The following is a 25,536-nucleotide window of genomic DNA, read 5'->3' on the forward strand; positions in this document are numbered from 1 at the left end:
AAAGTATATCATATTTATGTGGATAAATAATGAAAAATCACAAATAAAAAAGAGAATTCTTAGATATAAGAATAAACTCTTTAATGATTTCTTTTACTCTTAAAATATTGAGATAATAATAAACAACATTGTTTTTCTAAGACACCTGAAATGATTTGAGGATAATGATTAAATTCATGACTTTCTAAATAATTAGATAATCCATGCCATCTTTGTCCTTTTGCTGCAAATACAACTTTTTCTATACGACTTTGAATAATAGCACCACTACACATTAAACATGGTTCCAATGTTGAATATAAGACACAACCATCCAAATGCCAAGTCCCTAACTTTTGACATGCTTTTCTTATAGCAATCATCTCAGCATGTGCTGTGACATCATGTGTTGATTCTTTTTGATTAAAAGCCTGAGCAATAATTTGTCCATCTTTCACAATGATAGCACCAATTGGAACTTCATCTATATCTCTTGCCTGGCAGGCCTGCTGATAAGCTAATTGCATGTATTCCTCATCACTCATAATCTCACTCCTCAGAAAAAAGCCACTACACATAAACGGACATTCTTAATGCTGCTACCTTCCGGTCCTGACATGGTTCGAAGCCGCCTATTGTAATGGCAAAATCTATTATAGCATATTTCCTCTACAAATCAATAAAAATTTCTATTTACCAATAAATCCTTTTTCCCGTCATAAAATGTTTACTCATCATAAGATTATGACTATTTTCAAGTGATTTTAAAGATTATCTCATACTTGACATAAAAACATGATAATATTACAATATAGTTTGAATTCAAACTATATAGGAGTGTATCTATGTTAAATCAGGAAATACATTTTTTATTATTGAAATGCTTTCATTACAGTAACAAGATGATTGTTCAAAAAACATCTGAACTTGGTCTTTATCCAGGTCAACCTAAAATATTGGAATGTCTTTTAGAAAAAGATGGGCAAACCCCAAAAGAAATTGGAAAGACATGTGTCTTAGATAAATCAACAATGACAATCTTACTACAAAAAATGGAAAAACAGGGATTGATTTATCGAAAATCACATCATCATGATAAACGTTCAATTCAAATTTTTTTAACAGATTCTGGTCATAAGCTTGCATTAAAAGTCAAACAAATATGCTATGAAGCAGATTCTATTGCTTATCAATCTTTAAAAAAAGAAGAAGTTAATGACTTATTGAATCAAATCATTCAAAATTTTCAGGAGGCATATCATGAATAAGACGATTTTAAGATATTTTTATTTTTTATTAGGACTTTTTATTAATTCATTTGGAATAGCATTTATTACAAAGAGTGCTTTAGGGACATCACAAATTTCAAGTATCCCCTACGTATTTAGCTTGTATTTTACAAATTTAAGTTTTGGAACAACAACATTTATATTTAATATGATTTATATTCTATTACAAATTATGATACTTAGAAAAAATTTCCGTCCTTTTCAATTTTTACAAATCATTGCTAATATTATTTTTAGTATGTTTGTTGATTTAGGTATGTTTATGATGAACTGGTTTCAACCAGAAACATTCATTATCCGTTTTATGAGTCTTATTATTGGTTGTATCATTTTAGCTTTAGGTATCAGTATCGAAGTTGCTCCTGACGTTATTATGGTTCCAGGTGAAGGTATTGTCAAAGCAATCAGTGACGTAACTCACAAAGAATTTGGGCTTATTAAAGTTTATTTTGATGTGACACTTATTGTGATTGCAAGTCTTTGTTCTTTTGTGTTTTTTCATTCTTTACAGGGTGTTGGTTTAGGTACAATTATTTCTGCTATAACAGTAGGTAAATTTGTTTCAATGATTAATCGTCATTTTCCACTTATTCAGCATATTCGTCAATTAAGTATAAAAAAAGGTTAAGATTTTGATCTTAACCGATTTTTTCTTTTCCACCCATATATGGTCTTAATACTTCAGGAATAGAAATACTTCCATCCTCATTATAATTATTTTCAATAAATGCAATAAGTGCACGTGTACTTGCTAGAACTGTATTGTTAAGAGTTGCGACATAATATGTTCCTCTTTCACCTTTTGTACGAATACCTAAACGTCTAGCTTGCGCATCTCCTAATGTAGAACAAGATCCAACTTCAAAATATTTTTTCTGTCTAGGTGACCATGCTTCTACATCACAAGATTTGACTTTTAAGTCAGCTAAATCACCACTACAACATTCTAGTGTTCTCACAGGAATATCTAAACTTCTAAATAACTCAACAGTATATGACCACATTTTATCATACCATTTCATAGCATCTTCAGGTTTACATAAAACAACCATTTCCTGTTTTTCAAATTGATGAACACGATAAATACCACGTTCTTCAATACCATGAGCCCCTACTTCTTTTCTAAAACATGGTGAATATGAAGTTAATGTAATTGGTAAATCTTCTTCTTTCACAATCTGATCTTTGAATTTACCAATCATACTATGCTCACTTGTACCAATCAGATATAAATCTTCACCTTCGATTTTATACATCATCGCATCCATTTCTTCAAATGACATAACACCAGTCACAACATCGCTTCTGATCATAAATGGAGGAATACAATAAGTAAATCCTTTATCAATCATAAAATCTCTCGCATAAGATAACATTGCTGAAGAAAGTCTGGCAATATCTCCCATCAAATAATAGAAACCATTACCACTTGTTCTTCCACTTGCTTCTTTATCTAATCCACCTAGCTTAGTAATGATATCAGCATGATATGGAATCTCATAATCAGGAACAAAAGGATCCCCATATTTTTGAATTTCTACATTTTCACTATCATCTTTACCAATAGGTACACTATCATCAATAAAGTTAGGAATTTTCATCATAACTTCTTTTAATTTTGGGCCTAATTCAGCTTCCTTGGCTTCCAATTCTTTTAAAGTATCAGCCATTTCAGTAACTTTTCTCTTATTCTCTTCAGCTAAATCTTTTTTTCCTTCACGCATAAATTGTCCAATTTCTTTAGATAATGTATTACGCATAGCACGAAGTTCGCTTGCCTTCGTAAGAGCTTCACGATATTCTTTATCTAATTCATAAGCTTCATCAACTAAATGTAAACGATCATGTTGAAATTTTTTTCTCATGTTTTCTTTTACAGATTCTGGATTTTCTCTAAGTATAGCAATATCAATCATTTTTCATGTCTCCTTTTCAATAAAATAAAAAGCACCTTTCACAAGGGACGAATTCATCGTGGTGCCACCCTATTTCTTATCAAACTGATAACTTTAATGAGATAACGGTTCAACCGGAAGTGATTAGCTTCTCTTATTGGTAGATTTCAATGTTTCCTCATACTGATTTACACCAACCATCAGCTCTCTATCATGATTTCACATTTACTTATCCAATGCAACGATTTGATATACTGATTATAGCATAAGACTTGATAATTTCAATAATTATTTAATTAAAGAATACATTATCATGTCATGAAACTCCCCATTTTTAAAGCCATTCTTACGTAAAATACCTTCACGTTTAAAACCACATTTTTCTAAAACTCTTTGTGAAGCATGATTATAATCAAAAGGTGCTGCAAAAATTCTCTCTATATCACTATGCTCAAAAATCAATAGACATGCCTGTTTCACAGCTTCACTCATAATGCCTTGTCCCCAGTAATCATATCCTAGATAATATCCTATTTCTCCACTTCTTCGATAAATATCTTCCTGCCTTAAAACAGAAATACTTCCTACAACATGTCCTTCATATTCAATCGCAAAAGCAAATATTTCATTTTCATCAACAGCTAACATAGCATCTATATAATCATAGGCATCCTGTAAATGATATGGATAGGGTATACGATCTGTTAAATTATTTAAAACTCTTGTATCATTAATAGATTTTTGTAAATCTTGTGCATCTTCTCTTTTCCATTTTCTAATCAAACAACTCATCTTTATAACACCTCTATTTCTTGTAAAAAATTATATCATTTTTATGATGTTAAGCCAATTGATCTGTATATTGACAATCAAAATGACATAAACTATAATGTAATTGAAAAAGGAACAGCCGATAAACGGTTATGCCTTAGATTAAATTAAGGAAAAATAACTACCTCAACTTTGTCCGAGCAAGAGGTAGTTATTTTTTGCTTTTTTATCCTTATCGATAATGATAAGAAGCAATTTCACAATCAAACTTATTAAAGTCATGATAAATGTCAGTATTCTTAACACCATCATGACCATCTCATAAGATGTCATGTCTATCACCTCCGTCTTTCATATTTCCATCTCTTGATGGATATCTATGTCAACGAAGGATAACGTGCCTTCGTCCCACGACCAAGGCATAACCACCTACCGTTATTGCTATTCATGCACACTATATCATTCATAAATAGACAATTGTATAAAGTTTAGTAATAATGATTTTATTTTATAAATTGCTTTTAGCAAATATCATAAAATTAAAAATAAGCTCTATAATGAGCTTACTTAACTGTTATAAATATCTTCATCTAACATATTTTCTTTTTTAGCAACAATAACAGAAGTTGCTGAATCTCCAACAACATTCAATGATGTTACAAGCATCTCAATTGGTCTATTGATTGCCAAGATTAATGAATAAGCCAACAATGCACCATCATTTGTATACCCCATACCTGTTAAAATCGTAAATAAGATGACAGCTCCAGCACCTGGTGCTGCGGGTGTACCCACTGATGCAATTAAAGCAAGAAATGCAATAATAGCCATAGACGTCAAAGTCACATCATAACCAGAACTTGCCGCAATAAAGATAGCTGCAATGACTTGCATAATAGCTGTACCATCCATATTTATTGTCATTCCTAATGGTAAAACAAATGAAGCTATTTCCTCACTTACACCTAATTCATTCACAGTTGTTTCTTTATTAATTGGTAATGTTGCTGCACTTGATGATGTTGAAAAACCAAATAAAGCAACTTTGGGAATTTTATGCATAAATGGTTTTGGATTAATTTTTCCCATCACCATAAGATAAATTGGATAAGCAATAAATAGATATATAATTAAAGCCAAAAGAACTGTTACAACATAAGCTAATGCTGGTAATAAATAATCAATACCATATATAGCAAATGTTCTTGTTAATAAGCAAAATATAGCATATGGCGCACATTTTGTAATAACAAATGATAAACACACAGAAATAATATCGCTGCACTCAATTAATAATTTCTTTAATGTCTTTGTTTTATCTTTTAATTGATTCATTGCAAGCCCAATCGCTACTGCTAAGAAAACAACAGCTAAAACATTACCATTATCCATAAATGCATTAATTAAGTTATTGGGAATAACTGAAACAATAATATTTAATGGATTAGAACCTACAGTTCCTTCCTGAATGACTAAGTTATCTGCATGTACAGCATTAAATGCTCCCAGTTTATAAACAATAGAACCAATAATACCTGCCCATATAAGAGCACAAACCGTTGTAATAAGGAATGTTCCTATTGTTTTAGAAGAAATTCGTCCTAACTTCTTTGTATCTGTGATAACACAAATAGCTAAAATGATAGATACAAACACCATTGGAATAATAATTAATTGTAATGCATTCACAAACAATTGCCCTACAATATAAAATAAACCAATTGCACTATTAGCTCCTTCTGCAGTAATATCTTGAAATAATACATTGTTAATGGTATTCCATAATGATTCCTGTCCACTAGCTAATAAATTTTCTCTCAATAAAATACATCCAAATCCAGCAATTAAACCACAAATTAAAGCAATAATCATTTTCTTTGCTAATTTCTTACCACTTTGACTTGAATTCATATATAACCTCCCATTTCTATACCCAAACTTCTAACATTATACTATAATATCTTCATATTTCAACAAAAAATGACAGAACCTTAAGATTCTGCCACATTTATTTGAATTTTATAATCATCTGAAGAATCATACAATGACTCTACAAATGTCTGTATTGTTTCTTGAGCTTTGTTTTGAGCTTCTTCTAACAAGCCTTTTTCCTTCGCTTTGCTTTCCATACTCTCTTTTTGATCAATTGCAAACTGATTATAATCCGTAATACTTATCTGATTAAATATATTTTTTGTTTCATCAAAAACTTCAATACTTTCCTGATCAATTTCATGAGATAAAATCTTAGCTTGTGGAATTGTAATGTCAATATTTTGACCATGAACATTCACTTCTACTAAACTCATATCAATTCCAGCTTTTATTTTACCATCATATGATAAAATAAAGCTTTTTGTTGTAAAAGGCACTTTCCATCCATAAAAAGTTGCCTGATTTTCATATTTTCCCATATTTGTATAATTATATTCTACACTTGCTAATTCACTGATACTTTGAATTTGCTGTGATAATAAATCACTTGTTATTTCTGTTGGTTCCTCACCACTAGGCCACACCTTCCCAATAAAAAAGAAAATAACTGCAATAACAATAATAATTATTATATTCTTTAAAGTTTGACTGATTTGTATTTTTTTCATAAATTTCACCTACTTTTATAGATATTGTAGAAAAGTTCAAGATATTTGTCAAATATTGTTGAAATAATAGAATCATAAAATTTTATTCTATAAAATACACAGTTTTTTCAAAAATTCATGATAATCTATATATAAGGAGGGATTATCATGTCTAAATATTCTTGTGAACTTCATGGTTCTTTTAAACCTTTCTGTCAATTTTTAAAAGATGAATTGATAAAATCAAGTTTTTCTGCTTCTATTGAAGATGAGCATTATTATGATATTCATGATGTTCATGTTGGTATTTTAATTTTAGAAAGATATAGTTATTCAGGAAGCAATCGATTAAGCTTATCTATAACGATAACAGAATATCAAAATCAAATGCAAGTCACTGCCATAACTTCAGGTGGAAGCCAAGCTTTATTTTTTAAAATCAATACTTTAGGTGAAGATGCTTTTTTAGATAAATTCAAAGATGCTATTCATCAATATAAAAAGATTTCTCAAGAGTAGAAATCTTTTTATATGGGTAAAGTTATTAAAAAATAGTATGTCAATTACGACATACTATTCTTCTTTACTTTCTTCAGTTTCTTCTTCTGATTTATCAACAACTTCCACACTAGAAACAGTTGATCCTTCAGCAACTTTAATTAATCTGACACCTTGAGTATTTCTTCCAGCTAGTTTGACTTGTTCCATTGGAAGTCTAATCATAATACCTTCACTTGTCATAATTAATAAATCTTCATCACCATTAACAGCTCTTAAAGCCACTAATTGTCCAGTCTTTTCAGTTGTATTAATTGTTTTCACACCTTTACCACCACGATGTGATTCACGATAATCTTCAATTGGAGACATCTTACCATAACCATTTTCACTAATAGCCATAATATATTGTCCTTCTCCATTTGTTGTCATACCAACAACATGACTACCATCTACATTAATACCTTTAACACCAGATGCTGTTCTTCCCATTGGTCTGACATCATTTTCATTAAATCTAATTAATTTTCCATTAGATGCAGCTACTAAGATTTCTTCATTTTCTTGTGTTAATTTTACAGCAACCAACTGATCTTCATCTTTTAAATTAATTGCAATCTTACCAGATTGTCTAATATTTTTAAATTCTTCAATAGATGTTTTCTTAACCAAACCATTCAATGTCACAAAGAATAGATATAAATTCTTATCTTCATCAATATCTTCTTTATGAATAGAAATCATAGATTTGACACTTTCATCTTTATCTAGATTTAATAAATTGACAACAGGTAATCCTTTAGCAGTTCTACCAAATTCAGGAATATTATATCCTTTTAAACGATAAACTTTACCAAAGTTTGTAAAGAATAATAAATCATCATGTGTACTCATATGGATAAGAGCATCAACAATATCATCCTCATTTGTTCCCATACCTTTGATACCTCTACCACCTCTATTTTGTGTTTTATAAGTATCAACAGGCATACGTTTGACATATCCATTAGAAGTTAAAGAAATAATAACATCTTCAACTGGAATTAAATCTTCATCTTCTAAATCAAATGTTCCTTGAATAATTTCTGTTCTTCTCTTATCAGCAAACTTAGCTTTAATTTCTAATAATTCTTTTTCAATAATTTCTAATATTCTTTCTCTATTAGCTAAGATATCTTTTAAATCAGCAATAAATTCTAATAACTGTTTCAATTCATTTTCAATCTTTTCTCTTTCCAAACCGGCTAATCTTTGAAGCTGCATTTCTCTGATTGCTTTTGCTTGTCGATCAGACATATTAAATTCATCCATCAATCTTTGTTGAATAATTTCTGTTGTTCTTGATGAACGAATGAGTTCAATAATTGCATCAATTTGATCCAATGCTCTTTTTAACCCATCTAAAATATGAGCACGATCTTCAGCTTTCTTTAAATCATAAGCTGTTCTTCTTCTGATAACTTCTTCTTGATGATCAAGATAATAAGTAATCATTTGTTTTAAATTTAAAGTTTGAGGTTGATTATTAACTAAAGCTATTGAATTCACTCCAAATGTTGTCTGCAATGAAGTTAATTTAAATAATTGATTTAAAATCACTTCTGGTTGAACATCTTTACGAAGTTCAATCATAATACGAATACCTTCACGGTTAGATTCATCACGTATTTCTGTAATCCCTTCAATACGTTTTTCTTTAACATGTTCAGCCATTTTTTCAATTAAACGAGCCTTATTGACCATATATGGTATTTCAGTGACAACAATGGCTTTCTTGCCACCATGAATATCAATAATATCCGTTTTAGCTCTCATCACAATTAGGCCATTTCCTGTTTCATAAGCTTTTTTAATTGCTGATTTTCCTAAGATATAAGCACCTGTAGGAAAATCAGGTCCCTGAATATAATTTTCCATTAATTCTAAAATCGTAATATCAGGATTATGAGAAACAGCCAAAATCGCATCAATGACTTCGCCTAAATTATGAGGTGGAATATTTGTTGCCATACCAACTGCAATTCCGGTTGTTCCATTGACTAATAGATTAGGGAAACGTGATGGCATAACTTCTGGTTCTGATTCTTCACCATCATAGTTAGGAATAAAATTAACTGTATCTTTATTGATATCTCTAACCATTTCCATAGAAATCTTAGACATTCTGGCTTCAGTATAACGCTGTGCCGCAGCTCCATCACCATCAATAGATCCAAAGTTCCCATGACCATCGACTAACATATAACGATAACTGAAATCTTGAGCCATACGGACTAAAGCTTCATAAATTGAAGAGTCACCATGAGGATGATATTTCCCCATAACTTCCCCAACAATACGCGCTGATTTCTTATATGGTTTATCACTATAACATCCCAGTTCATTCATTCCATGCACAATTCTTCTTTGAACAGGCTTTAATCCATCTCTAACATCTGGTAAAGCTCTTTGAACAATAACTGACATGGCATAATTGATAAAGGATTGTTTCATTTCTTTTGTTAATGATCTTTTCTTGATTCCACGTTCTTCCATTCTTTCTCTCCTTTACTATAAGTCTAATTCTGCCATTTGTGCATTTTCTTGAATAAATTCACGTCTTGGTTCAACTTTTTCACCCATCAACATATCAAACATAGCATCAGCCTGCATTGCATCATCCAAATCAATTTGCCATAAAACACGATGTTCTGGGTTCATTGTTGTATCCCATAACTGTTCAGCATTCATTTCTCCTAAACCTTTATAACGTTGAATAGAAATTTTGGCATTTTCACCAAGCTCTTCTTTTTTCTTTTCCAATTCATAATCAGAATATAAATAATATTCTTCTTTTCCATGTTTCAATAAATATAATGGTGGTTGTGCTGCATAAACATATCCTTCTTCAATCAATGGTTTTAAGAAACGATATAAGAATGTCAACATCAAAATACGAATATGTCCACCATCAACATCGGCATCGGTCATAATAACAATTTTATGATATCTTAATTTACTGATATCAAATTCTTCTCCAATACCCGTTCCAAAAGCTGTAATCATTGAACGAATTTCAGCATTACCTAAAATTCTATCTAATCTCGATTTTTCAACATTTAAAATCTTACCACGTAATGGCAAAATGGCCTGAGTTCTACGATCTCTTCCCATTTTTGCACTACCACCGGCAGAATCCCCTTCGACTATGAAAACTTCACATTCGCTAGGATCCTTAGATGAACAATCAGCCAGTTTACCAGGTAAAGCAATACTGTCTAAAGCTGTTTTTCTTCTTGTCATTTCTCTCGCACGTTTGGCTGCCATTCTAGCACGACTGGCAACAATGGCCTTATTAACAATCACCTGTGCAGTATTTGGATTTTCTAATAAGAATTTTTCTAATGCTGTTGAAATGATATTACTTGCTATTTTTCTGACTTCAGCATTTCCTAACTTTGTCTTTGTCTGCCCTTCATATTGAGGATCAGGATGTTTCACTGAAATAATAGCCGTTAAACCTTCACGACAATCATCACCACTTAAAGAGTCTTCATCTTTTTTCAAGAAATTATTATTTTTTGCATAATTATTAATCACTCTTGTTAAAGCAAGACGGAAACCTTCTTCATGAGTCCCACCTTCATGTGTATTAATATTATTACAGAAAGAATAGATATTTGGCTGATAGCCATCATTATATTGCATACCAACTTCAACCTTAATATCATCTATTTCATCTTCCACATAAATAATTTCTTCATGAATAGGTGTCTTATTACGATTCAAATAAGCAACATATTCTTTAATACCACCTTCATAGTGATATTCATTTTTCTTGTATGGTTTTTGACGACGATCTTCTAAAATCAATTTTAATCCTTTATTTAAGAAAGCTAATTCACGGATTCTTTGATTTAATGTCTCATAATCATAAACCGTCGTTTCATCAAAAATTAAAGGATCAGCTTTAAAAATAACAGTTGTTCCTGTATCATCACAATCACCAATAATTTTCAAATCTTCAACAGGTTGTCCACCTTTTTCAAAGCGCTGATAATAAATATGTCCATCTCTATGTACATAGACTTCCAGCCATTCACTTAATGCATTAACAACACTGGCACCAACACCGTGTAGACCACCAGAAACCTTGTAGCCTCCACCTCCAAATTTACCACCAGCATGTAAAACAGTTAAAATTGTTTCGACTGTACTTTTCCCTGTTTTCGCATGAATACCTGTAGGCATACCACGTCCATTATCAATAACTTTCACAACATCATTTTCTTCTAAAATAACCTGAATTTCATTACAAAAACCAGCTAATGCTTCATCGATTGAGTTATCAACAATTTCCCAAACCAAATGGTGTAAACCTCTAGAAGAAGTTGATCCTATATACATACCTGGTCTTTTTCTAACAGCTTCAAGTCCTTCTAAAACCTGGATATCAGATTCATTATAACTGTGTTGAACTTTATTGTTTTCTTCCATAGCTTTCTCCTTTCACACATCCATTTCCAATGACAATTTTCTTTGCCTTATCAATTACCTGATGATGAATACCATCAATATTTGTTGAAGTAATAAATGTCTGCACTTTACCATCAATTAAATTTAATAGTTTTGTTTTTCTTACATCATCCAACTCACTCAAAACATCATCTAACAATAAAATTGGATATTCCCCAATTTCTTTTTTGACTAACTCCAATAAAGCTATTTTCATAGCCAACACTATTGACCTTTGTTGTCCCTGTGATGCATAAGTCAAAGCATCCTGATCATTTAAACAAATCCATAAATCATCCTTATGGATTCCATGATTTGTTTTTTTCAAATCAATATCTTTTTGATAATACTTTTGATAATCTTTCAATATACCTTCATAACTCATATCTTTATAATTGGTCTTATATTGAATTGTTAAAGTTTCCTTATGCCCCGCAATATAATCATACATTTTCATCGCAATATCATTCAATAATGCTACAAACTCAATTCTTTTCTTTAATAATTGAACCTGTAATTGTGCCATTTGTTCTGATAAAACTTCTAAATAATCATCAGCCTTTAAATGTTTTTCATTTAATAATTTTAAATACTTATTTCTTTCTTTTAAAAGTTTTTGATATTTATTAAATTCATACATATATATAGGTGATATCTTTGATAATTCCATATCAATCAATCTTCTTCTTAATTTAGGACTTCCTTTTATTAACATCAAATCTTCCGGAACAAACAAAACAACATTTAAATAACCAACATAATCACTTGTTTTCTTAATTTCATTATGATTAATAAAAGCTTTCTTTCCTAGTTTTGATAAAACAATTTCCAAATCTAGGTTCTTTTGATTATTCATGATTTTTCCATGAATTTTCGCAAAATCTTCATCAAAATAAATCAATTCATCAATGATCTTTGTCTTAAAACTCTTCGACATAGATAGAATATAAATAGCTTCCAATAAGTTTGTTTTTCCCTGAGCATTTTGACCAATTAAAATATTAATAAAAGGATCAAATTCTACAGAACAATGAGCATAGTTTCTAAAATTCTTTAATTCAATACTATAAATCTTCATTCTTTATAAGATAATCCTGACCATCAAAAGAAACAATATCCTGATGATGGAGCTTTTTACCACGTCTTGTTTCAACTTCACCATTCACAAGAACCAATCCATCCGCAATAACCAATTTTGCTTCAGCTCCACTACTCACAGCATTTGCTAATTTTAATAACTGTCCCAAAGTAATAAACTCACCATGAATCTTGATTTCAATCATATTTATATCACCCATACTTTCATAACCTGAACTATTATATCACAAAACCACTAAAAATGATAGTTTTTATGGCTTATATTCGCTATTTATGAAAAAAGACATAAATCTCCTTTTTGTAGAAAAACCTCTTAAATGCTAAATTTAAGCTAAAAAAAGATATGTAGTCTTTTTCACTACATATCATCTTTAAGTGTCTCTATAATATTCTGTTTTTTAAATCGGTTTAACCCTACTTTAAATGTCAATATCATAACTAAGAAAATAATCAGAAAAGAAATAATATAAGCTATCCATGATGGAGAAAAATCAATATGACCATATGGTGATACTTGATACATAATATATTCAATCAATAAACATAAAGGAAAACCATATATAACTGTTTTAATACCATAAATGAATGATTCTATGAATATCATCTTTGTCATATCCTTATAACTCATTCCTACACTTAAAATCATTGCAAATTCTTTTCTTCTTTTTTCAATACTTGCACTCATCATATTTAAAATATTGAGTAATGTAAAGAAAACCATAATACTAACAAATCCATAAACAAATATTTGAACAAGTTGTACTAATTGTCTTGCATATTGAGAATTTTCTTCAATATTGACTGTTTCAATACCTACAGATTCTAATTCATCACATAATGAATCAGCATCATCTGATTGAATATAATAAGTAATGGCTGCGTCCTCTCTAATGTTATTCTTATAATACTCAATAGGAACAAGCAATGTTATTTCATATGAATATGATATTCCCCATTCATCTTCTGTATGAAGAAGTTCAATAGAATCAAAATTTTCTAATTGTCTTTGATATATATTTTCACCATCATATTCTTCAAAATAAATTTCCTCTATAAAATTCTTATCCATCTTTTTATATAGATTTGAATATGTTTCTTCTTCTCCATTATCATCCATAATAGATATTAGCGTATCATAGATAAGTGCTTGATTCTTTGTAGGAATAATATCATTATCTTGACAAATCTTCTCATAATTTTTTTGATCAATCACAGCTATACTCATGTCTGTCATTTCATCCTGATAGTTAAGATAATCTTGATTAATGTGAACCTTAACGGAATTATGACTTATAAAGTGATAACTCTGATGATCTTGACTATCTAATATTTGATTGATTTGATCTACATTATCTAATGGAACATAAGCCAAAATATTATAATCACTGATCCCACTATTATCATTCACAGTTCTTAAAAACATTTTACTGAAGCTAAATACAGTTATAAATAAACACATAGATAGCACAAGAGAAAAAATAATAATTTTTGATTTTCTACCTTGCCTTTTATAATTTTTTAATGCCATTTGCCAAGATATATGTAAATGTTTTTTCAAAAAAGAATTTAATTGAAGCTTAGATTTTTTGACTTTGACTTCATCATTTTTATGAAGGGCATCCATAATAGAAATGCGAGATATTCTTCTTGCTGGTATGTACAATGCAACTGCAACTGTTAAAAAACTTAACACAATCACAGCAATCATATAAACTATTGATATTTGTATATGAATTTCAACACCTGTATTTTTTAATAGATCCATCTGATTGGCTATGAGAAAAGTCATAGATAATCCTAAGTAACTGATGATTAAACCTAATGGTATAGCAATCATTGTTAAAATAAATCCTTCAAAGTAAACCGAACGTTGCTTTTGTTTAGGTGTTGCTCCTACACTTGATAACATACCAAGATATTGTATACGATCACTTGTTGAAAGATGAAAAGCCTGATAAATAATGAAAATAGAAATAATACCAATAACACCTATTAATATATAAATCATTTTATAAACATTTAAGAACGAAGATTTTGAATTTTCTTCAAAAATATCTTGAATAGCTAAATAAGATGAATTATAAACAAGACCAACGCCATCTGCATCAGTATTTCTTATTTTCTTGATTTGATTTTCTAATTGCTCAGTATGATCAAAAATACGATTAGAAACATCTTTATCTTTAACATAAAGAATAATTGGTTGATTTTCATCTATATATGTGAGGGCCTGATAAGTATTAAAAAAATAATCTTGTGTTTTATAAATAGACATCAAACCTACAATAGTATATATATTTCCGTTATCAAATTCTATTTGATCACCAATATTTTTCTCAATTTGATTTTGTTTTAAAAATCCTTCTGTTACTAAAATCTCATATTTATTGACTGGCAACCTGCCTTTTAATACATAATCTTGTAGATTTCTTTTTTGAAAATAAGCATAGTCACCAGATAGAACATTTATATTGGCATCTTGATAAGATAAATTAAAAATATCAGATTTATAATATTCATCAACTAATGGATCATTATATATAAGTTCACCAACTTCTTTTTCTGCTCCAAATAAATAATAATGATAATCTCCAACCGTCTTTTCTATATAACTTTTATAGTAGGCTTTTCCTGATGAAAAAGCCATGCCAACACAACTCATCATGATAACTGATACCATAATGCATAGAAATGTTAATAAACTTCTTTTTTTATTGGCTTTCAGATACCTTAAGGTCAATGTATTCATGATTTTCATTTTCTGATAACCTCATCTTTTTTTATTTTTCCATCTTCTATCACGATAATTCTATCTGCCTGCATCGCTATACTTTCATCATGAGTAATCATAATTAATGTCTGCTTATATCTTTTTTGTGTCAGTTTTAATAAATCTATGATTTCTTTACTGTTTTTTGAGTCAAGGTTTCCTGTTGGTTCATCTGCCAAGACTAAAGATGGTGCATTCATCAATGCTCTTCCTATTGATACACGTTGCTGCTGTCCTCCTGAAAGTTCTCTTGGTAGATGCTTTTCTCTTGATTTTAAATCCAATATACGTAGTAATTCATCAAGTCGTTCCTGATTCACTTTTTTATTATCCAGTAACACTGGTAATGTCATATTTTCTTCAACAGTTAATATAGGTATGAGATTATAGAATTGATAAATTAATCCTACTTCTCTACGTCTAAATATAGCTAATTCATTTTCATTCTTTTTATAGACATTCTGTCCATTCACAATGACTTCACCACTTGTTGGTTTATCAACACCACCAATCAAATGCAATAGTGTACTCTTTCCTGATCCAGATGAACCTACAATAGCAATAAATTCACCTTTTTCAACAGTGAAAGAAACATGATCCAAGGCTACAACCTGATTTTCATCATTTCCATATATTTTTGTTAAATCTTTAACTTCTAGTATATTCATATATATTCCTCCTGTTATTATCGTATCAAATCAAAATGACAAAACCCTGACAAAGGAGTGACAGTTCTGTCATATTTCTCATTTTTTGAAAAAGAAGATATGAATAATTACATATCATCTTTTAATGTTTCTATAATATTTTGTTTTTTAAAATGATTTAATCCTATCAAAAATGTAGACATCATGATTAGCATAATGACAATAAATACAATCATATAAACATTCCAAGAAGGTATAAAAGGAATTTCAATAAATAATATTCTTTTATAAAACATATACTCAATCAATATGCAGATTGGAAAACTATAAATAAATGCTTTTAATCCATAAACTAACGATTCTTTCCATAACATCTTTTTGATATCATTTGGACTCATACCCACACTCATTAACATTGCAAATTCTTTTCTTCTTTTTTCAACACTAGAACTCATCATATTAATAACATTTAAAAAAGAGAAAAATATCATAACACCTACAAAACTATAGACTAATATTTCTGTTATATCCATTAACTGTAATCGTGTACTATTTTGTTTATAAGAATTTGTTGCATGAATATTTTCTAAATCAAACTTCTTCACTATTTTATCTGGTTCTGAAGTTGATATAGCTGCTGACATAAAACCATTTGGAAAACGTTCAACATATTCATCTTCACATACTATAAAAGTTATGCCATGACTTATTTCTGAATCTAGTGACTTAATCATCTGAATATTATCAAATAATGGAATTTGATGATAGATATCTTTATATCCATCAAATATCGCTATAGACATGCTCTTGATAAAATTTTTATCCATTTTTTTTAATGTCTGATTATATATTTTTTCTTCATTATCTTCTTGAATTGATATAGGTCCATTTTCAACAAGAGCCAAATTTTTCGAAAAAGGAATATGATTATCTTTACAAATTTGCTTAAAAGTCTCATTATCAATAGATTGAATATCACATAACTCACTCATCACAAAATCTGAATCAGGAAAAGCTAAATAACTTTCATCATATTCTATTTTAATTTGTTCCCATCCCTCTACTATGTATTTTTCAACAGATGGATCATTATCTACAATATGCTTAAATTGATCTAAATCTTCAACATACATACTAATCTGTACATCAATATCATTTGTATCATTATCTCTTAATAAGCCAAAAATTTGTTTACTAAATGAATACATTGACATAAATGTAATCATAGATAAAGATAACGAAATAACAATAATTCTTGATTTTCTTCCTTGTCTTTTATAATTCTTTAAAGCTAATTGTGTAGATATTTTGAAGTCTTTTTTAGCAAATATTCCTTTTAATTTTAGTTTATCCTTTTTGACTTTGACTTCATCACTCTTTGTTAAAGCATCCATAATAGATATTTTTGATATTTTTCTGGCAGGTAAATATACTGCCATAAATGTTGTTAATAAAGAACATCCTATAATCATTGCCATATAAAGTGGAGAAATTTGTAAACGAATAAATAATCCTAAATTTTTTAATAACTCCATCTGATTGATATATGAAAAAATAATATTTAATCCTACCAAACTTATAAATATACCTATTGGTATGGCTATCATTGATAAAACAAAGCCTTCAAAATATATCGAACGCTTCTTTTGTTTTGGTGTTGCTCCTACACTCGATAACATACCCAGATATTGTATACGATCACTTGTTGAAAGATGAAAGGCTTGATAAATGATAATAACTGATGAAAATATAATAACTCCCATTACAATATAAAGAATATGATATATATTCAATACTGTATCTGAAGAATCTTTTTGAAATACATTTTGAATAGCTAAATACGATGAATTACATGCAATAATAGTATCATCTAATTTTTCTTCTAATTGATACATATGATTAAAAATTTTTTGAGATACTTCTTTATCTCTGACATATACACTATAACCATCATCTAAATCGACATATGTTATAGCATAATATGTCTCTGCCAGATCATCTTGTGTTTGATAAGGATTCATCAATCCTACAATTGTGTATTCTTTCTGATCATCAAATGTAATGGTATCTCCAATACCTTTAGCTATCTGATTCATTTTAAGAATCTGAGGATTTATGACAATTTCATGATTATTAACAGGTAATCTTCCTTCAATCATGTAATCATTCATATTCTTTTTTTGAAAATATAATGTATCTCCAAACAAAGTTAAAATTTCTGAGTCATTATAATAAAAAGTTTTTACATCTGATAAATAAAACTCTTCAATTTCAGGATCATTCTTTAATACTTCTAATGTTTCTTTATCGCTACTACCAAAATAATAATGATAATCTCCAATAGTCTTTTCTATATAATTTTGATAATAAGTTTTACCAGAAGCAAAAGCTATACCCAAAGTACTCATCATGGTAACAGATATGATGATACAGAATAATGTCAGTAAACCTCTTTTTTTATTATATTTGAGATATCTCAAGGTTAATGTATTCATGATTTTCATTTTCTAATCAACCTCCCTCCTATCAATAGAAAAAGAAATATCATATAAAATTTATTTTATGAACTTTTACAAGTATGTTCCTTTCCTATCTTGATTGTATCAAATAAAAATGACAAACCCGTGACAATAAAGTGACAGATTTGTCATAATGAAATATTTAAACATTTTCTTTATAAAAATGAATTGTAAATTTTGTGCCAGGATATGTATTTTCTACTTGAATTGTTCCATTTTGTTTTTCAATAATCATAGAACTCAAAGCTAAACCTATACCTACACTATCCTGCTTTGCATTTTTTCCTTTATAAAATCTTTCAAATAGATGAATTAAATCTTCCTGATCAATACCACAACCATTATCTTGAATAATGATTTCATTATATAAAGGATTTTGATTCATTTCTATATGAATGATTCCATTTTGTTCAACATGTTCTATACAATTTTTTAAAATATTAGATAAAGCTTCTAAAGTCCATAAAATATCACATTTGAATATCTCTGATTCTTGAATATTGATTTGTAATTGAATATCTTTCATATCTATTTGTATTTCAAATGGATTCAATAATTGCAAAACAAAATCTTTCTGTTTAATGCTTTCCTGATGGAAAGTAACTGTTTGGGCATCTAATTGTGCCATTTTCAATAGACTCATGACTAGCCATTCAATTTTATCTAATAATTTCTTTTCTTCTTTTAATAACTGTCTTTTTTCATGACCTTCAGCTTTTTGTAATCTTTCATGAATTAAATTTAAAGAAGTTAAAGGTGTTTTCATTTGATGTGATATATCTTCCAGATATTCTTTTAAAATAAGTTTTTCATTTTCTAATAAACGATTTTGTTCATAAATCTTATTAACTAATTTACATATATCACTCTCTAAAATAGAAAGATTCCCCTCTTTATACTTTTGAATATAAAAATCATTATGTTGAAATAAGATATCATTAATTTGTTTAGAAATAGAAATAATTTTTTTATTTTGCTGGTGGATGTAATAACATAAACCACCAATAACACAACATAATAAAAATACAATGATATACATCATTTAATCTCCCAATTGATAACCCAAGCCTCTTTTGGTCTGTATGATTTGAGGATGTTGGGGTTGATCTTCTATCTTATTTCTTAATCTTTTAATATAAACTGTTAGAGTATTATCATTGATATCTTCACCTGTGACCTGATAAAGTTCTTCTAATAAAAATTCTCTTGTTAGTAAATGATGAGCATGTTGAACAAAAATTAATAATAATTTATATTCTAAAGCTGATAAAAAGATTTCCTGTTGATTCTTATAGACTTTTGCCTGTGAAATATAAACTTTGAGATTCTGATATTGAAAGATTTGATCTTTCTTTTTATATCTTCTTAAAATATTTTGAATACGTGATAAGAGTATACGAGGTTGAAATGGTTTAGATATATAATCATCTGCTCCTAAGTCAAGACCTGTAATAATGCTGAATTCATCACTTTGAGCAGTTAAAAAGATAATAGGAATATCATAATAAGTTTTGATTTCATTATATAAAGAAAAACCATTGCCTTCTTTTAATGAAATATCTAATAAGATTAAATCTATAAATTGTTGTTGAAGTATTTGCATAGCCTTTTTTTGACCATCAACAGATATTAAATGATAACCATTGTCTTTTAAATAAGAATTTAAATGTTTAACAATTTGTAAATCATCTTCAACCAGTAAAATCTTTTCCATAACACCACCATTCAAATTATAACAAAAAAAGCTAACCATGAATAGATTAGCTTAATAAGTTCTCACTGGTAAAACCAATTGAATAATATCTTCTCTTTCAAAATCTTTGATAATAAATGGTTTCATTTCACCTGTAAATAAGACTCTGACTTTTTGTCCATTAATACTCTTAATCGCATCAGTTAGATATCTGGCACTAAATGAAATCTTTAATGGTTCACCTTTATAAAATGCTTTAGATAAGTTTTCTTCAACAGATCCAATTTCTTGAGAGAATGAAGATAAGATAACTGTATCCTGATTCATTGTTAATTTGACAATGTTTGTTTGCTCATTTGTCAGTAATGATGCTCTATCAATAGAATTTAATAAACTTGTGCTATCAATACTCATAGAGTAATCAAAACTATCAGGAATTAAACGACTTGTATCAGGGAAAGTTCCATCAATTAATCTTGTTTGAATTAAAACATGATCAAAAACAAATAAAACTTTACGATCAGATACATATAAATCAATCAATTCATCTTTTTCAATAATACGACTGATTTCAATTAAACTCTTTTTAGGAATAATAATATTAAATGAAATATCAGAATCAATATTTAAGATACGTTTTGCTAAACGATAACTATCTGTAGCAATACATTCTAAAACATGATCTTTAGCTTTAAAATTAACACCTGTTAAAACTGGTCTTGTTTCTTTTTCACTTGTCGCAAAAGAAGTTTGTTCAATAGCTTCTTTTAAATCAGTAGATTTCATCTGTAAATTAACACCAGTTTTATTTAAATCAATACGAGGATAATCAATATAAGATGTTCCATTCAAATCAAAACGAGAATTTGCTCCCTCAATTCTTGTCAGTGTTCCATCAACAATAAATATATGTACATCTTCAGAATCAATCTTTTTAATAATTTCTAATATATATTTAGAAGATAAAACAACACTACCAGGTTCTTGAATTTCAATATTATCTTTGATACTTGTTTGAATTGTAATATCACTATCACTACCAGTTAAAACTAATTCATCTTCTTTCAACTCAAATTTAATACCAGTTAAAACAGGTAATGGACTTTTTATAGAAACAGCTCTAGAAACTTTAGAGAGAGCATTGAGTAATTCTAATCTTTTAATCTTAAAATTCATAACTTTTCTCCTTTTTATATATTTATTATTTAAATAATATCATAATAATAATATTGTGCACAATATGAATAACTTAAAAAAAGTGATGTTTTATTCATTGTTTTTCGATATTTTTCATGTGCATAACTTGTGGATAACTGTGCATAACTTTTACACGAGCTTCTTTTTAATGTCATTAATAGCCTGACGATAATTCATATCTTTTTCTAATTTCTGTTGAACTTTATGGCAAGCTTTCATGACAGTTGAATGATCTCTACCACCAAATTCATGTCCAATTTGAATAAATGAAATATCATCGATTAATTCTCTAACTAAATACATAGCAATATGTCTTGCAACAATAATACTTGATGTTCTTGATTTTGAATTGATTTGAGCAACAGTTAAATTATAGTAATCTGCAACACATTTTTTTATATTTGATACAGTCAATTCCTTCTTTTGTGTTGGTTGGCTATAAGAATCACTGAAAGCTTCTAAAGCAAAGTTTAAATCAATAACATCTAACTTCTTACCACATATTAATTTATAGAATAATAATCTTTTTAAACTTCCTTCAAGTTCTCTGACATCAGTATTGAAATGTGTCGCAATAAAATCCAAAACTTCTTCAGAAATAGGGTAATCAACATTTTCAATTTCAATTTTCTTTCTTAAAATCGCTTTTGCAGTTTCAAATTCAGGTGTATCAATACTCACTGTTAACCCAGAAGAAAAACGACTGACTAAACGACTTTCCATTCCTTTGAGATCTCGCGGAGGCTTATCTGATGTAATAACAATTTGTTTCTTATTACTAATTAATGTATTAAAAATATTAAAAAAGATTTCACTTGATGATTCTTTGGTTGCCATAAACTGAATATCATCTATAAGAAGAATATCCATTTGGCGATATTTATAATTAAATTCGTCCATTGAATGATTGGCCAGAGATTGTATATATTCATTTACAAAGTTTTCACTTGTTGTAAATAAAACATTAATCGAAGGATCACGCTTTTTTGCATAATTCCCAATTGCATTTAGCAAATGGGTTTTCCCTAATCCAGAATTACTATGAATAAATAATGGGCTATAAGAAATACCTGGTTTCATAGCAACTGCCAGTGATGCATTTTGAGCGATTCTATTACTGTTACCAATAACGAAATTATCAAAAGTTAAGTCAGGATTCAAATGATCTTCAAATTGTAATAGATGTTCTTTTTGTGCATGACTTTTCTTATAATCTTCTTCAGTTATTAATTGAAGCTGATAATGTCCATTTGTGACAGTATTATATATTTCCTGTAATTGTGATAAATAAGGTTCAACAACTTCTAAACTCCAATTTGTATCAATGGTGATTGTGACAACACTCCCTACAATATCTTGAATTTGTAGAGTTGTGAAAAAAGAATCAAAAGTAATTTTATCTAATCCATAATCATCAAGTTTACTTTGAAATAAGCTCAAAGTTTTTTGCCAATTCATATCTAAATTATTCATTTTCACCATCTCCAAGGCATATTATAAAGGAAAAAGTGAATAAAATGAAGTCGAAAAAAAATGCGCACAACTTATTCACATAGTTATGCACATTAAATTATATTGATATAACGGTCTTTTTTTTGTTTTGCACAAATTTCATGATGTGTGGATTGTGCATAAGAAGTTATGCAATGTGAATAATTGTGAATAACTTTTTATGCCTATTTTTATTCACAATAAAGAGAACAAGATATACACAGAAAAAATGTCGATATATGTGAATAAATGTAGAGTTATTCACAATTGTGCATAACTTTTATTCTTTTGTGCATAACTTGTGAAAAGAGTCATTTTCTCTTTATAAAGCATATGCAAATAAATTTGAGTTAAGAACATTAAATTTAATCAAAATGCTCGATTCTGCAAAGAAAATTCCATATTTTCATTGACTTATAAAAGCAAAAACCATATAATAATGGGGCATATGTTATTGTGTATAAAAAATTTAATCATTTGGAGGTGTAATTAATGAAAAGAACATATCAACCAAATAAGAGAAAAAGATCAAAAACTCATGGTTTTAGAGCTAGAATGGCAACAGTAGGCGGAAGAAAAGTACTTGCTCGTCGCCGTAAGAGAGGAAGAAAAGTTTTATCTGCCTAAAAAAAATTCCACTTTAATGTGGTTTTTTTTCTAAAAAAATATGAAAAAAGAATATCGAATTAAGAAGAATGAAGATTTCCAGACTATTATTAAAAAGAAGAAATCAATTGCAAATAGGCAATTTGTGATATACTTTGATGATAATCATGAATATTTGAAAGTGGGAATCTCTGTTAGTAAGAAATTAGGTCATGCTGTTGTTCGAAATAAGATAAAAAGACAAGTAAGAATGATGGTTCATCAAGTTTTTGATAAAAATCAGAAAATGAATTTTATTATTATTATAAGACATCAGTATTTAAATCAAAGTTATCAGGATAATTTGAAAAGTCTCATGTCTTTATATAATAAAATAAATAGAAGGATGGAAAAATAGAAATGTATTTAGATCAACGTACAAAAAAGTTTTTAAAGGTATTTGCTTTAATAGCTGTTGTGTTTCTATTAGCTGGCTGTGAAAGAAATCTAGATGAAACTGGTCACCTGATTGCATCACGTGCTATTAATGAATCAACTCCATGGAGTTTAAGTCAATTAGGATTTTTTGATTTTATTTTAACATATCCTATTGCCAGAGGTATTTTATTCATTAGTAATATGCTGGGAAATGTGGCTTGGGGTGTCGTTGGAATGACTATCTTTATTAATATCTTGATTTTACCAATCATGATAAAATCAACAGAATCAACTCAAAAGATGCAGTTACTTCAACCACAATTAGAAAAAATTCAAAGAAAATATGCTGGTAGAAAAGATCAAGCATCTCAAATGAGACAATCAGCTGAGATTCAGGCTTTATATAAAAAGAACAATATCAGCATGTTAAGTTCTTTTTCAACATTCTTAACATTACCAATTATGCTTGCAGTTTGGCAGGCTGTGCAAAGAGTTGAAATTTTATATGATTCAACATTATTTGGATTAGAATTAGGAATTACGCCAATGTCAGCTATTACAAAAGGAGCTTGGCAATATGTTATTATTGTGGCATTGGTTGGTTTAACACAATATTTAGCTATTGAAATTAATAATATTATGTTAAAGAGAAATCCACGTTATAAGGTTTCAAAACAACAACAATCAATGAGAACAATGAATATTGTTATGACTGTTATGATTGTTTGGTTTGCATTATCAATGCCAACAGCAATGTCACTATATTGGATTACAACAAGTTTAATTACTGTTACAAGAACAGTATATATTCAGTTATATCACATTGAAAAGAAAAAAGATAAATAAGGACTGGGCAAAACTATGAAAACATATGAAGGAAAAACATTAGATGATGTGATTCAACATGCTTGCCAGGATTTAGGAATTACTCCTGATGAATTGACATATGAAATCATTGAAGAAAAAAAAGGATTATTTTCTAAAAAAGTTGTCATTGAATGTTATTGTGAAAGTATGGTTCAGGAATACTTAGAAAATTTTGTGAGAAAAACATTAACAAATATGGATTTTCAGGTAGAAACTGTTTCTTATATTCAAGATGGACGTATTTATTGTAATATCAATACAGATCATAATTCTATTCTTATCGGAAAAAATGGTGTTATCTTAAGAGCATTTAATTTCATCGCAAGACATGCTGTTCAAAATGAATTTAAAAAGAGATTTGAAATAAGCTTAGATATTAATGGATATAAAGAAAATAGATATAAAAAAGTTTCTGCTATGGCAAAAAGACTTGGAAAACAAGTTCTACATACAAAGATTGATGTAAAGTTAGATCCTTTACCTGCTGATGAAAGAAAAGTGATTCATCAGACAATTGCAGAAATGAGTTCACACTTGAAGACTGAAAGCCAAGGTGAAGGAAAAGGAAGATTTATTACAATTTCATATGTTGACTAAACTCTATCATTGATAGAGTTTTTATATTATACATAAGATTTTATATAAAAATAAAAGATATTGGTAAGACAGAAAGCAGAAATGTTTTCTTTTTTTTAAGATATGTTATAATGGGAAAAGTCTTAG

24 protein-coding genes, 1 other RNA gene and 1 other annotated feature are annotated in these 25,536 nt (G+C 28.7%); of the genes, 7 read left to right on the forward strand and 18 right to left on the reverse strand.

What is annotated here, in order from left to right; genetic code table 11:
• Positions 1-80: 80 nt before the first annotated feature.
• Both ACZYT4_RS10030 and ffs read right to left on the reverse strand, forming a co-directional pair.
• A complete protein-coding gene (locus ACZYT4_RS10030; protein WP_463785261.1) occupies positions 81-524 on the reverse strand; it encodes a nucleoside deaminase in 444 nt (147 codons plus the stop codon).
• Positions 525-539: 15 nt separating this feature from the next.
• Positions 540-627, reverse strand: an RNA gene (ffs, locus tag ACZYT4_RS10035) — signal recognition particle sRNA small type.
• A gap of 197 nt (positions 628-824) precedes the next feature.
• Between ffs and ACZYT4_RS10040 the strand changes: the two genes are divergently transcribed.
• On the forward strand, positions 825-1,247 hold the full coding sequence (locus ACZYT4_RS10040) for a MarR family winged helix-turn-helix transcriptional regulator (RefSeq protein WP_463785264.1): 423 nt from the start codon (positions 825-827) through the stop codon (positions 1,245-1,247).
• Entirely contained in the window at positions 1,240-1,896 is a 657-nt protein-coding gene (locus ACZYT4_RS10045) for a YczE/YyaS/YitT family protein (protein ID WP_463785266.1), read from the forward strand. The genes ACZYT4_RS10040 and ACZYT4_RS10045 overlap by 8 nt, the downstream gene beginning before the upstream one ends.
• A gap of 10 nt (positions 1,897-1,906) precedes the next feature.
• On the opposite strand, the gene serS is transcribed toward ACZYT4_RS10045, so the two are convergent.
• From serS to ACZYT4_RS10070, 5 genes are all read right to left on the reverse strand, one after another.
• Positions 1,907-3,184 carry a serine--tRNA ligase gene (gene serS / locus ACZYT4_RS10050; RefSeq protein WP_463785268.1) on the reverse strand — a complete coding sequence of 426 codons (1,278 nt, stop codon included), beginning with the start codon at positions 3,182-3,184 and terminating at the stop codon, positions 1,907-1,909.
• 40 nt (positions 3,185-3,224) lie between these two features.
• Positions 3,225-3,414: a binding site (T-box leader), on the reverse strand.
• Positions 3,415-3,451: 37 nt separating this feature from the next.
• Positions 3,452-3,955, reverse strand: coding sequence for a GNAT family N-acetyltransferase (locus ACZYT4_RS10055; RefSeq protein WP_463785269.1), 504 nt, complete (start codon positions 3,953-3,955; stop codon positions 3,452-3,454).
• A gap of 165 nt (positions 3,956-4,120) precedes the next feature.
• Positions 4,121-4,267, reverse strand: coding sequence for a hypothetical protein (locus ACZYT4_RS10060; protein WP_463785271.1), 147 nt, complete (start codon positions 4,265-4,267; stop codon positions 4,121-4,123).
• A 234-nt stretch (positions 4,268-4,501) separates the two neighbouring features.
• Positions 4,502-5,845: a dicarboxylate/amino acid:cation symporter gene (locus ACZYT4_RS10065; protein WP_463785273.1), complete on the reverse strand. Its 1,344-nt coding sequence runs from the start codon at positions 5,843-5,845 to the stop codon at positions 4,502-4,504.
• An 80-nt stretch (positions 5,846-5,925) separates the two neighbouring features.
• Positions 5,926-6,537, reverse strand: a complete 612-nt coding sequence (locus ACZYT4_RS10070) for a DUF4230 domain-containing protein (protein WP_463785276.1) — start codon at positions 6,535-6,537, stop codon at positions 5,926-5,928.
• Positions 6,538-6,684: 147 nt separating this feature from the next.
• On the opposite strand from ACZYT4_RS10070, the gene ACZYT4_RS10075 reads away from it, so the two are divergent.
• Entirely contained in the window at positions 6,685-7,035 is a 351-nt protein-coding gene (locus ACZYT4_RS10075) for a DUF6054 family protein (protein WP_463785279.1), read from the forward strand.
• Positions 7,036-7,089: 54 nt separating this feature from the next.
• On the opposite strand, the gene gyrA is transcribed toward ACZYT4_RS10075, so the two are convergent.
• The 11 genes from gyrA to dnaA all read right to left on the reverse strand — a co-directional run bounded on the left by gyrA (position 7,090) and on the right by dnaA (position 22,905).
• On the reverse strand, positions 7,090-9,549 hold the full coding sequence (gene gyrA / locus ACZYT4_RS10080) for a DNA gyrase subunit A (RefSeq protein ID WP_463785281.1): 2,460 nt from the start codon (positions 9,547-9,549) through the stop codon (positions 7,090-7,092).
• A 15-nt stretch (positions 9,550-9,564) separates the two neighbouring features.
• Positions 9,565-11,490, reverse strand: a complete 1,926-nt coding sequence (gyrB, locus tag ACZYT4_RS10085) for a DNA topoisomerase (ATP-hydrolyzing) subunit B (RefSeq protein WP_463785283.1) — start codon at positions 11,488-11,490, stop codon at positions 9,565-9,567.
• Positions 11,474-12,586 carry a DNA replication/repair protein RecF gene (gene recF, locus ACZYT4_RS10090; RefSeq protein WP_463785284.1) on the reverse strand — a complete coding sequence of 371 codons (1,113 nt, stop codon included), beginning with the start codon at positions 12,584-12,586 and terminating at the stop codon, positions 11,474-11,476. Before recF ends, gyrB begins: the two co-directional genes overlap by 17 nt.
• On the reverse strand, positions 12,573-12,791 hold the full coding sequence (yaaA, locus tag ACZYT4_RS10095; protein WP_463785287.1) for a S4 domain-containing protein YaaA: 219 nt from the start codon (positions 12,789-12,791) through the stop codon (positions 12,573-12,575). Before yaaA ends, recF begins: the two co-directional genes overlap by 14 nt.
• Positions 12,792-12,964: 173 nt before the next feature.
• Positions 12,965-15,364 carry an ABC transporter permease gene (locus ACZYT4_RS10100; RefSeq protein WP_463785289.1) on the reverse strand — a complete coding sequence of 800 codons (2,400 nt, stop codon included), beginning with the start codon at positions 15,362-15,364 and terminating at the stop codon, positions 12,965-12,967.
• Positions 15,361-16,044, reverse strand: a complete 684-nt coding sequence (locus tag ACZYT4_RS10105) for an ABC transporter ATP-binding protein (RefSeq protein ID WP_463785292.1) — start codon at positions 16,042-16,044, stop codon at positions 15,361-15,363. The genes ACZYT4_RS10100 and ACZYT4_RS10105 overlap by 4 nt, the downstream gene beginning before the upstream one ends.
• Positions 16,045-16,151: 107 nt before the next feature.
• Positions 16,152-18,527, reverse strand: a complete 2,376-nt coding sequence (locus ACZYT4_RS10110) for an ABC transporter permease (RefSeq protein ID WP_463785294.1) — start codon at positions 18,525-18,527, stop codon at positions 16,152-16,154.
• 157 nt (positions 18,528-18,684) lie between these two features.
• The gene (locus ACZYT4_RS10115) at positions 18,685-19,581 is read right to left on the reverse strand and encodes a sensor histidine kinase (RefSeq protein WP_463785297.1); all 897 of its coding nucleotides are present in this window, start codon (positions 19,579-19,581) and stop codon (positions 18,685-18,687) included.
• 3 nt (positions 19,582-19,584) lie between these two features.
• A complete protein-coding gene (locus ACZYT4_RS10120) occupies positions 19,585-20,256 on the reverse strand; it encodes a response regulator transcription factor (RefSeq protein WP_463785300.1) in 672 nt (223 codons plus the stop codon).
• Between the two features lie 51 nt (positions 20,257-20,307).
• Entirely contained in the window at positions 20,308-21,411 is a 1,104-nt protein-coding gene (dnaN, locus tag ACZYT4_RS10125; protein WP_463785302.1) for a DNA polymerase III subunit beta, read from the reverse strand.
• A gap of 150 nt (positions 21,412-21,561) precedes the next feature.
• Positions 21,562-22,905, reverse strand: coding sequence for a chromosomal replication initiator protein DnaA (gene dnaA / locus ACZYT4_RS10130; protein ID WP_463785304.1), 1,344 nt, complete (start codon positions 22,903-22,905; stop codon positions 21,562-21,564).
• 510 nt (positions 22,906-23,415) lie between these two features.
• On the opposite strand from dnaA, the gene rpmH reads away from it, so the two are divergent.
• The 4 genes from rpmH to ACZYT4_RS10150 are packed head-to-tail and all read left to right on the forward strand — an operon-like array spanning position 23,416 to position 25,410.
• The gene (gene rpmH / locus ACZYT4_RS10135) at positions 23,416-23,550 is read left to right on the forward strand and encodes a 50S ribosomal protein L34 (RefSeq protein ID WP_003535525.1); all 135 of its coding nucleotides are present in this window, start codon (positions 23,416-23,418) and stop codon (positions 23,548-23,550) included.
• Positions 23,551-23,590: 40 nt separating this feature from the next.
• Positions 23,591-23,926 (forward strand): ribonuclease P protein component, encoded by a 336-nt coding sequence (gene rnpA / locus ACZYT4_RS10140; RefSeq protein WP_463785307.1) that lies wholly within the window; start codon positions 23,591-23,593, stop codon positions 23,924-23,926.
• 2 nt (positions 23,927-23,928) lie between these two features.
• Complete coding sequence (locus tag ACZYT4_RS10145; protein WP_463785310.1) at positions 23,929-24,792, forward strand: YidC/Oxa1 family membrane protein insertase; 864 nt, start codon at positions 23,929-23,931, stop codon at positions 24,790-24,792.
• Positions 24,793-24,807: 15 nt separating this feature from the next.
• A complete protein-coding gene (locus ACZYT4_RS10150) occupies positions 24,808-25,410 on the forward strand; it encodes a Jag family protein (protein ID WP_463785312.1) in 603 nt (200 codons plus the stop codon).
• The last annotated feature ends 126 nt before the right edge of the window (positions 25,411-25,536 follow it).

It is taken from the genome of Massilimicrobiota sp. mt181 (assembly GCF_055420065.1).

Excerpts from the sequence above, each read along its gene's own strand:
- gyrA (WP_463785281.1), bottom strand. The coding sequence starts at position 9,549 with ATGGAAGAACGTGGAATCAAGAAAAGATCATTAACAAAAGAAATGAAA.
- ACZYT4_RS10030 (WP_463785261.1), bottom strand. The coding sequence starts at position 524 with ATGAGTGATGAGGAATACATGCAATTAGCTTATCAGCAGGCCTGCCAG.
- serS (WP_463785268.1), bottom strand. The coding sequence starts at position 3,184 with ATGATTGATATTGCTATACTTAGAGAAAATCCAGAATCTGTAAAAGAA.
- ACZYT4_RS10115 (WP_463785297.1), bottom strand. The coding sequence starts at position 19,581 with ATGTATATCATTGTATTTTTATTATGTTGTGTTATTGGTGGTTTATGT.
- gyrB (WP_463785283.1), bottom strand. The coding sequence starts at position 11,490 with ATGGAAGAAAACAATAAAGTTCAACACAGTTATAATGAATCTGATATC.
- ACZYT4_RS10065 (WP_463785273.1), bottom strand. The coding sequence starts at position 5,845 with ATGAATTCAAGTCAAAGTGGTAAGAAATTAGCAAAGAAAATGATTATT.
- dnaN (WP_463785302.1), bottom strand. The coding sequence starts at position 21,411 with ATGAATTTTAAGATTAAAAGATTAGAATTACTCAATGCTCTCTCTAAA.
- ACZYT4_RS10120 (WP_463785300.1), bottom strand. The coding sequence starts at position 20,256 with ATGGAAAAGATTTTACTGGTTGAAGATGATTTACAAATTGTTAAACAT.
- ACZYT4_RS10100 (WP_463785289.1), bottom strand. The coding sequence starts at position 15,364 with ATGAAAATCATGAATACATTGACCTTAAGGTATCTGAAAGCCAATAAA.
- rpmH (WP_003535525.1), top strand. The coding sequence starts at position 23,416 with ATGAAAAGAACATATCAACCAAATAAGAGAAAAAGATCAAAAACTCAT.
- ACZYT4_RS10060 (WP_463785271.1), bottom strand. The coding sequence starts at position 4,267 with ATGACATCTTATGAGATGGTCATGATGGTGTTAAGAATACTGACATTT.
- ACZYT4_RS10105 (WP_463785292.1), bottom strand. The coding sequence starts at position 16,044 with ATGAATATACTAGAAGTTAAAGATTTAACAAAAATATATGGAAATGAT.
- ACZYT4_RS10110 (WP_463785294.1), bottom strand. The coding sequence starts at position 18,527 with ATGAAAATCATGAATACATTAACCTTGAGATATCTCAAATATAATAAA.
- ACZYT4_RS10045 (WP_463785266.1), top strand. The coding sequence starts at position 1,240 with ATGAATAAGACGATTTTAAGATATTTTTATTTTTTATTAGGACTTTTT.
- yaaA (WP_463785287.1), bottom strand. The coding sequence starts at position 12,791 with ATGATTGAAATCAAGATTCATGGTGAGTTTATTACTTTGGGACAGTTA.
- ACZYT4_RS10055 (WP_463785269.1), bottom strand. The coding sequence starts at position 3,955 with ATGAGTTGTTTGATTAGAAAATGGAAAAGAGAAGATGCACAAGATTTA.
- ACZYT4_RS10145 (WP_463785310.1), top strand. The coding sequence starts at position 23,929 with ATGTATTTAGATCAACGTACAAAAAAGTTTTTAAAGGTATTTGCTTTA.
- recF (WP_463785284.1), bottom strand. The coding sequence starts at position 12,586 with ATGAAGATTTATAGTATTGAATTAAAGAATTTTAGAAACTATGCTCAT.
- dnaA (WP_463785304.1), bottom strand. The coding sequence starts at position 22,905 with ATGAATAATTTAGATATGAATTGGCAAAAAACTTTGAGCTTATTTCAA.
- ACZYT4_RS10070 (WP_463785276.1), bottom strand. The coding sequence starts at position 6,537 with ATGAAAAAAATACAAATCAGTCAAACTTTAAAGAATATAATAATTATT.
- rnpA (WP_463785307.1), top strand. The coding sequence starts at position 23,591 with ATGAAAAAAGAATATCGAATTAAGAAGAATGAAGATTTCCAGACTATT.
- ACZYT4_RS10040 (WP_463785264.1), top strand. The coding sequence starts at position 825 with ATGTTAAATCAGGAAATACATTTTTTATTATTGAAATGCTTTCATTAC.
- ACZYT4_RS10075 (WP_463785279.1), top strand. The coding sequence starts at position 6,685 with ATGTCTAAATATTCTTGTGAACTTCATGGTTCTTTTAAACCTTTCTGT.
- ACZYT4_RS10150 (WP_463785312.1), top strand. The coding sequence starts at position 24,808 with ATGAAAACATATGAAGGAAAAACATTAGATGATGTGATTCAACATGCT.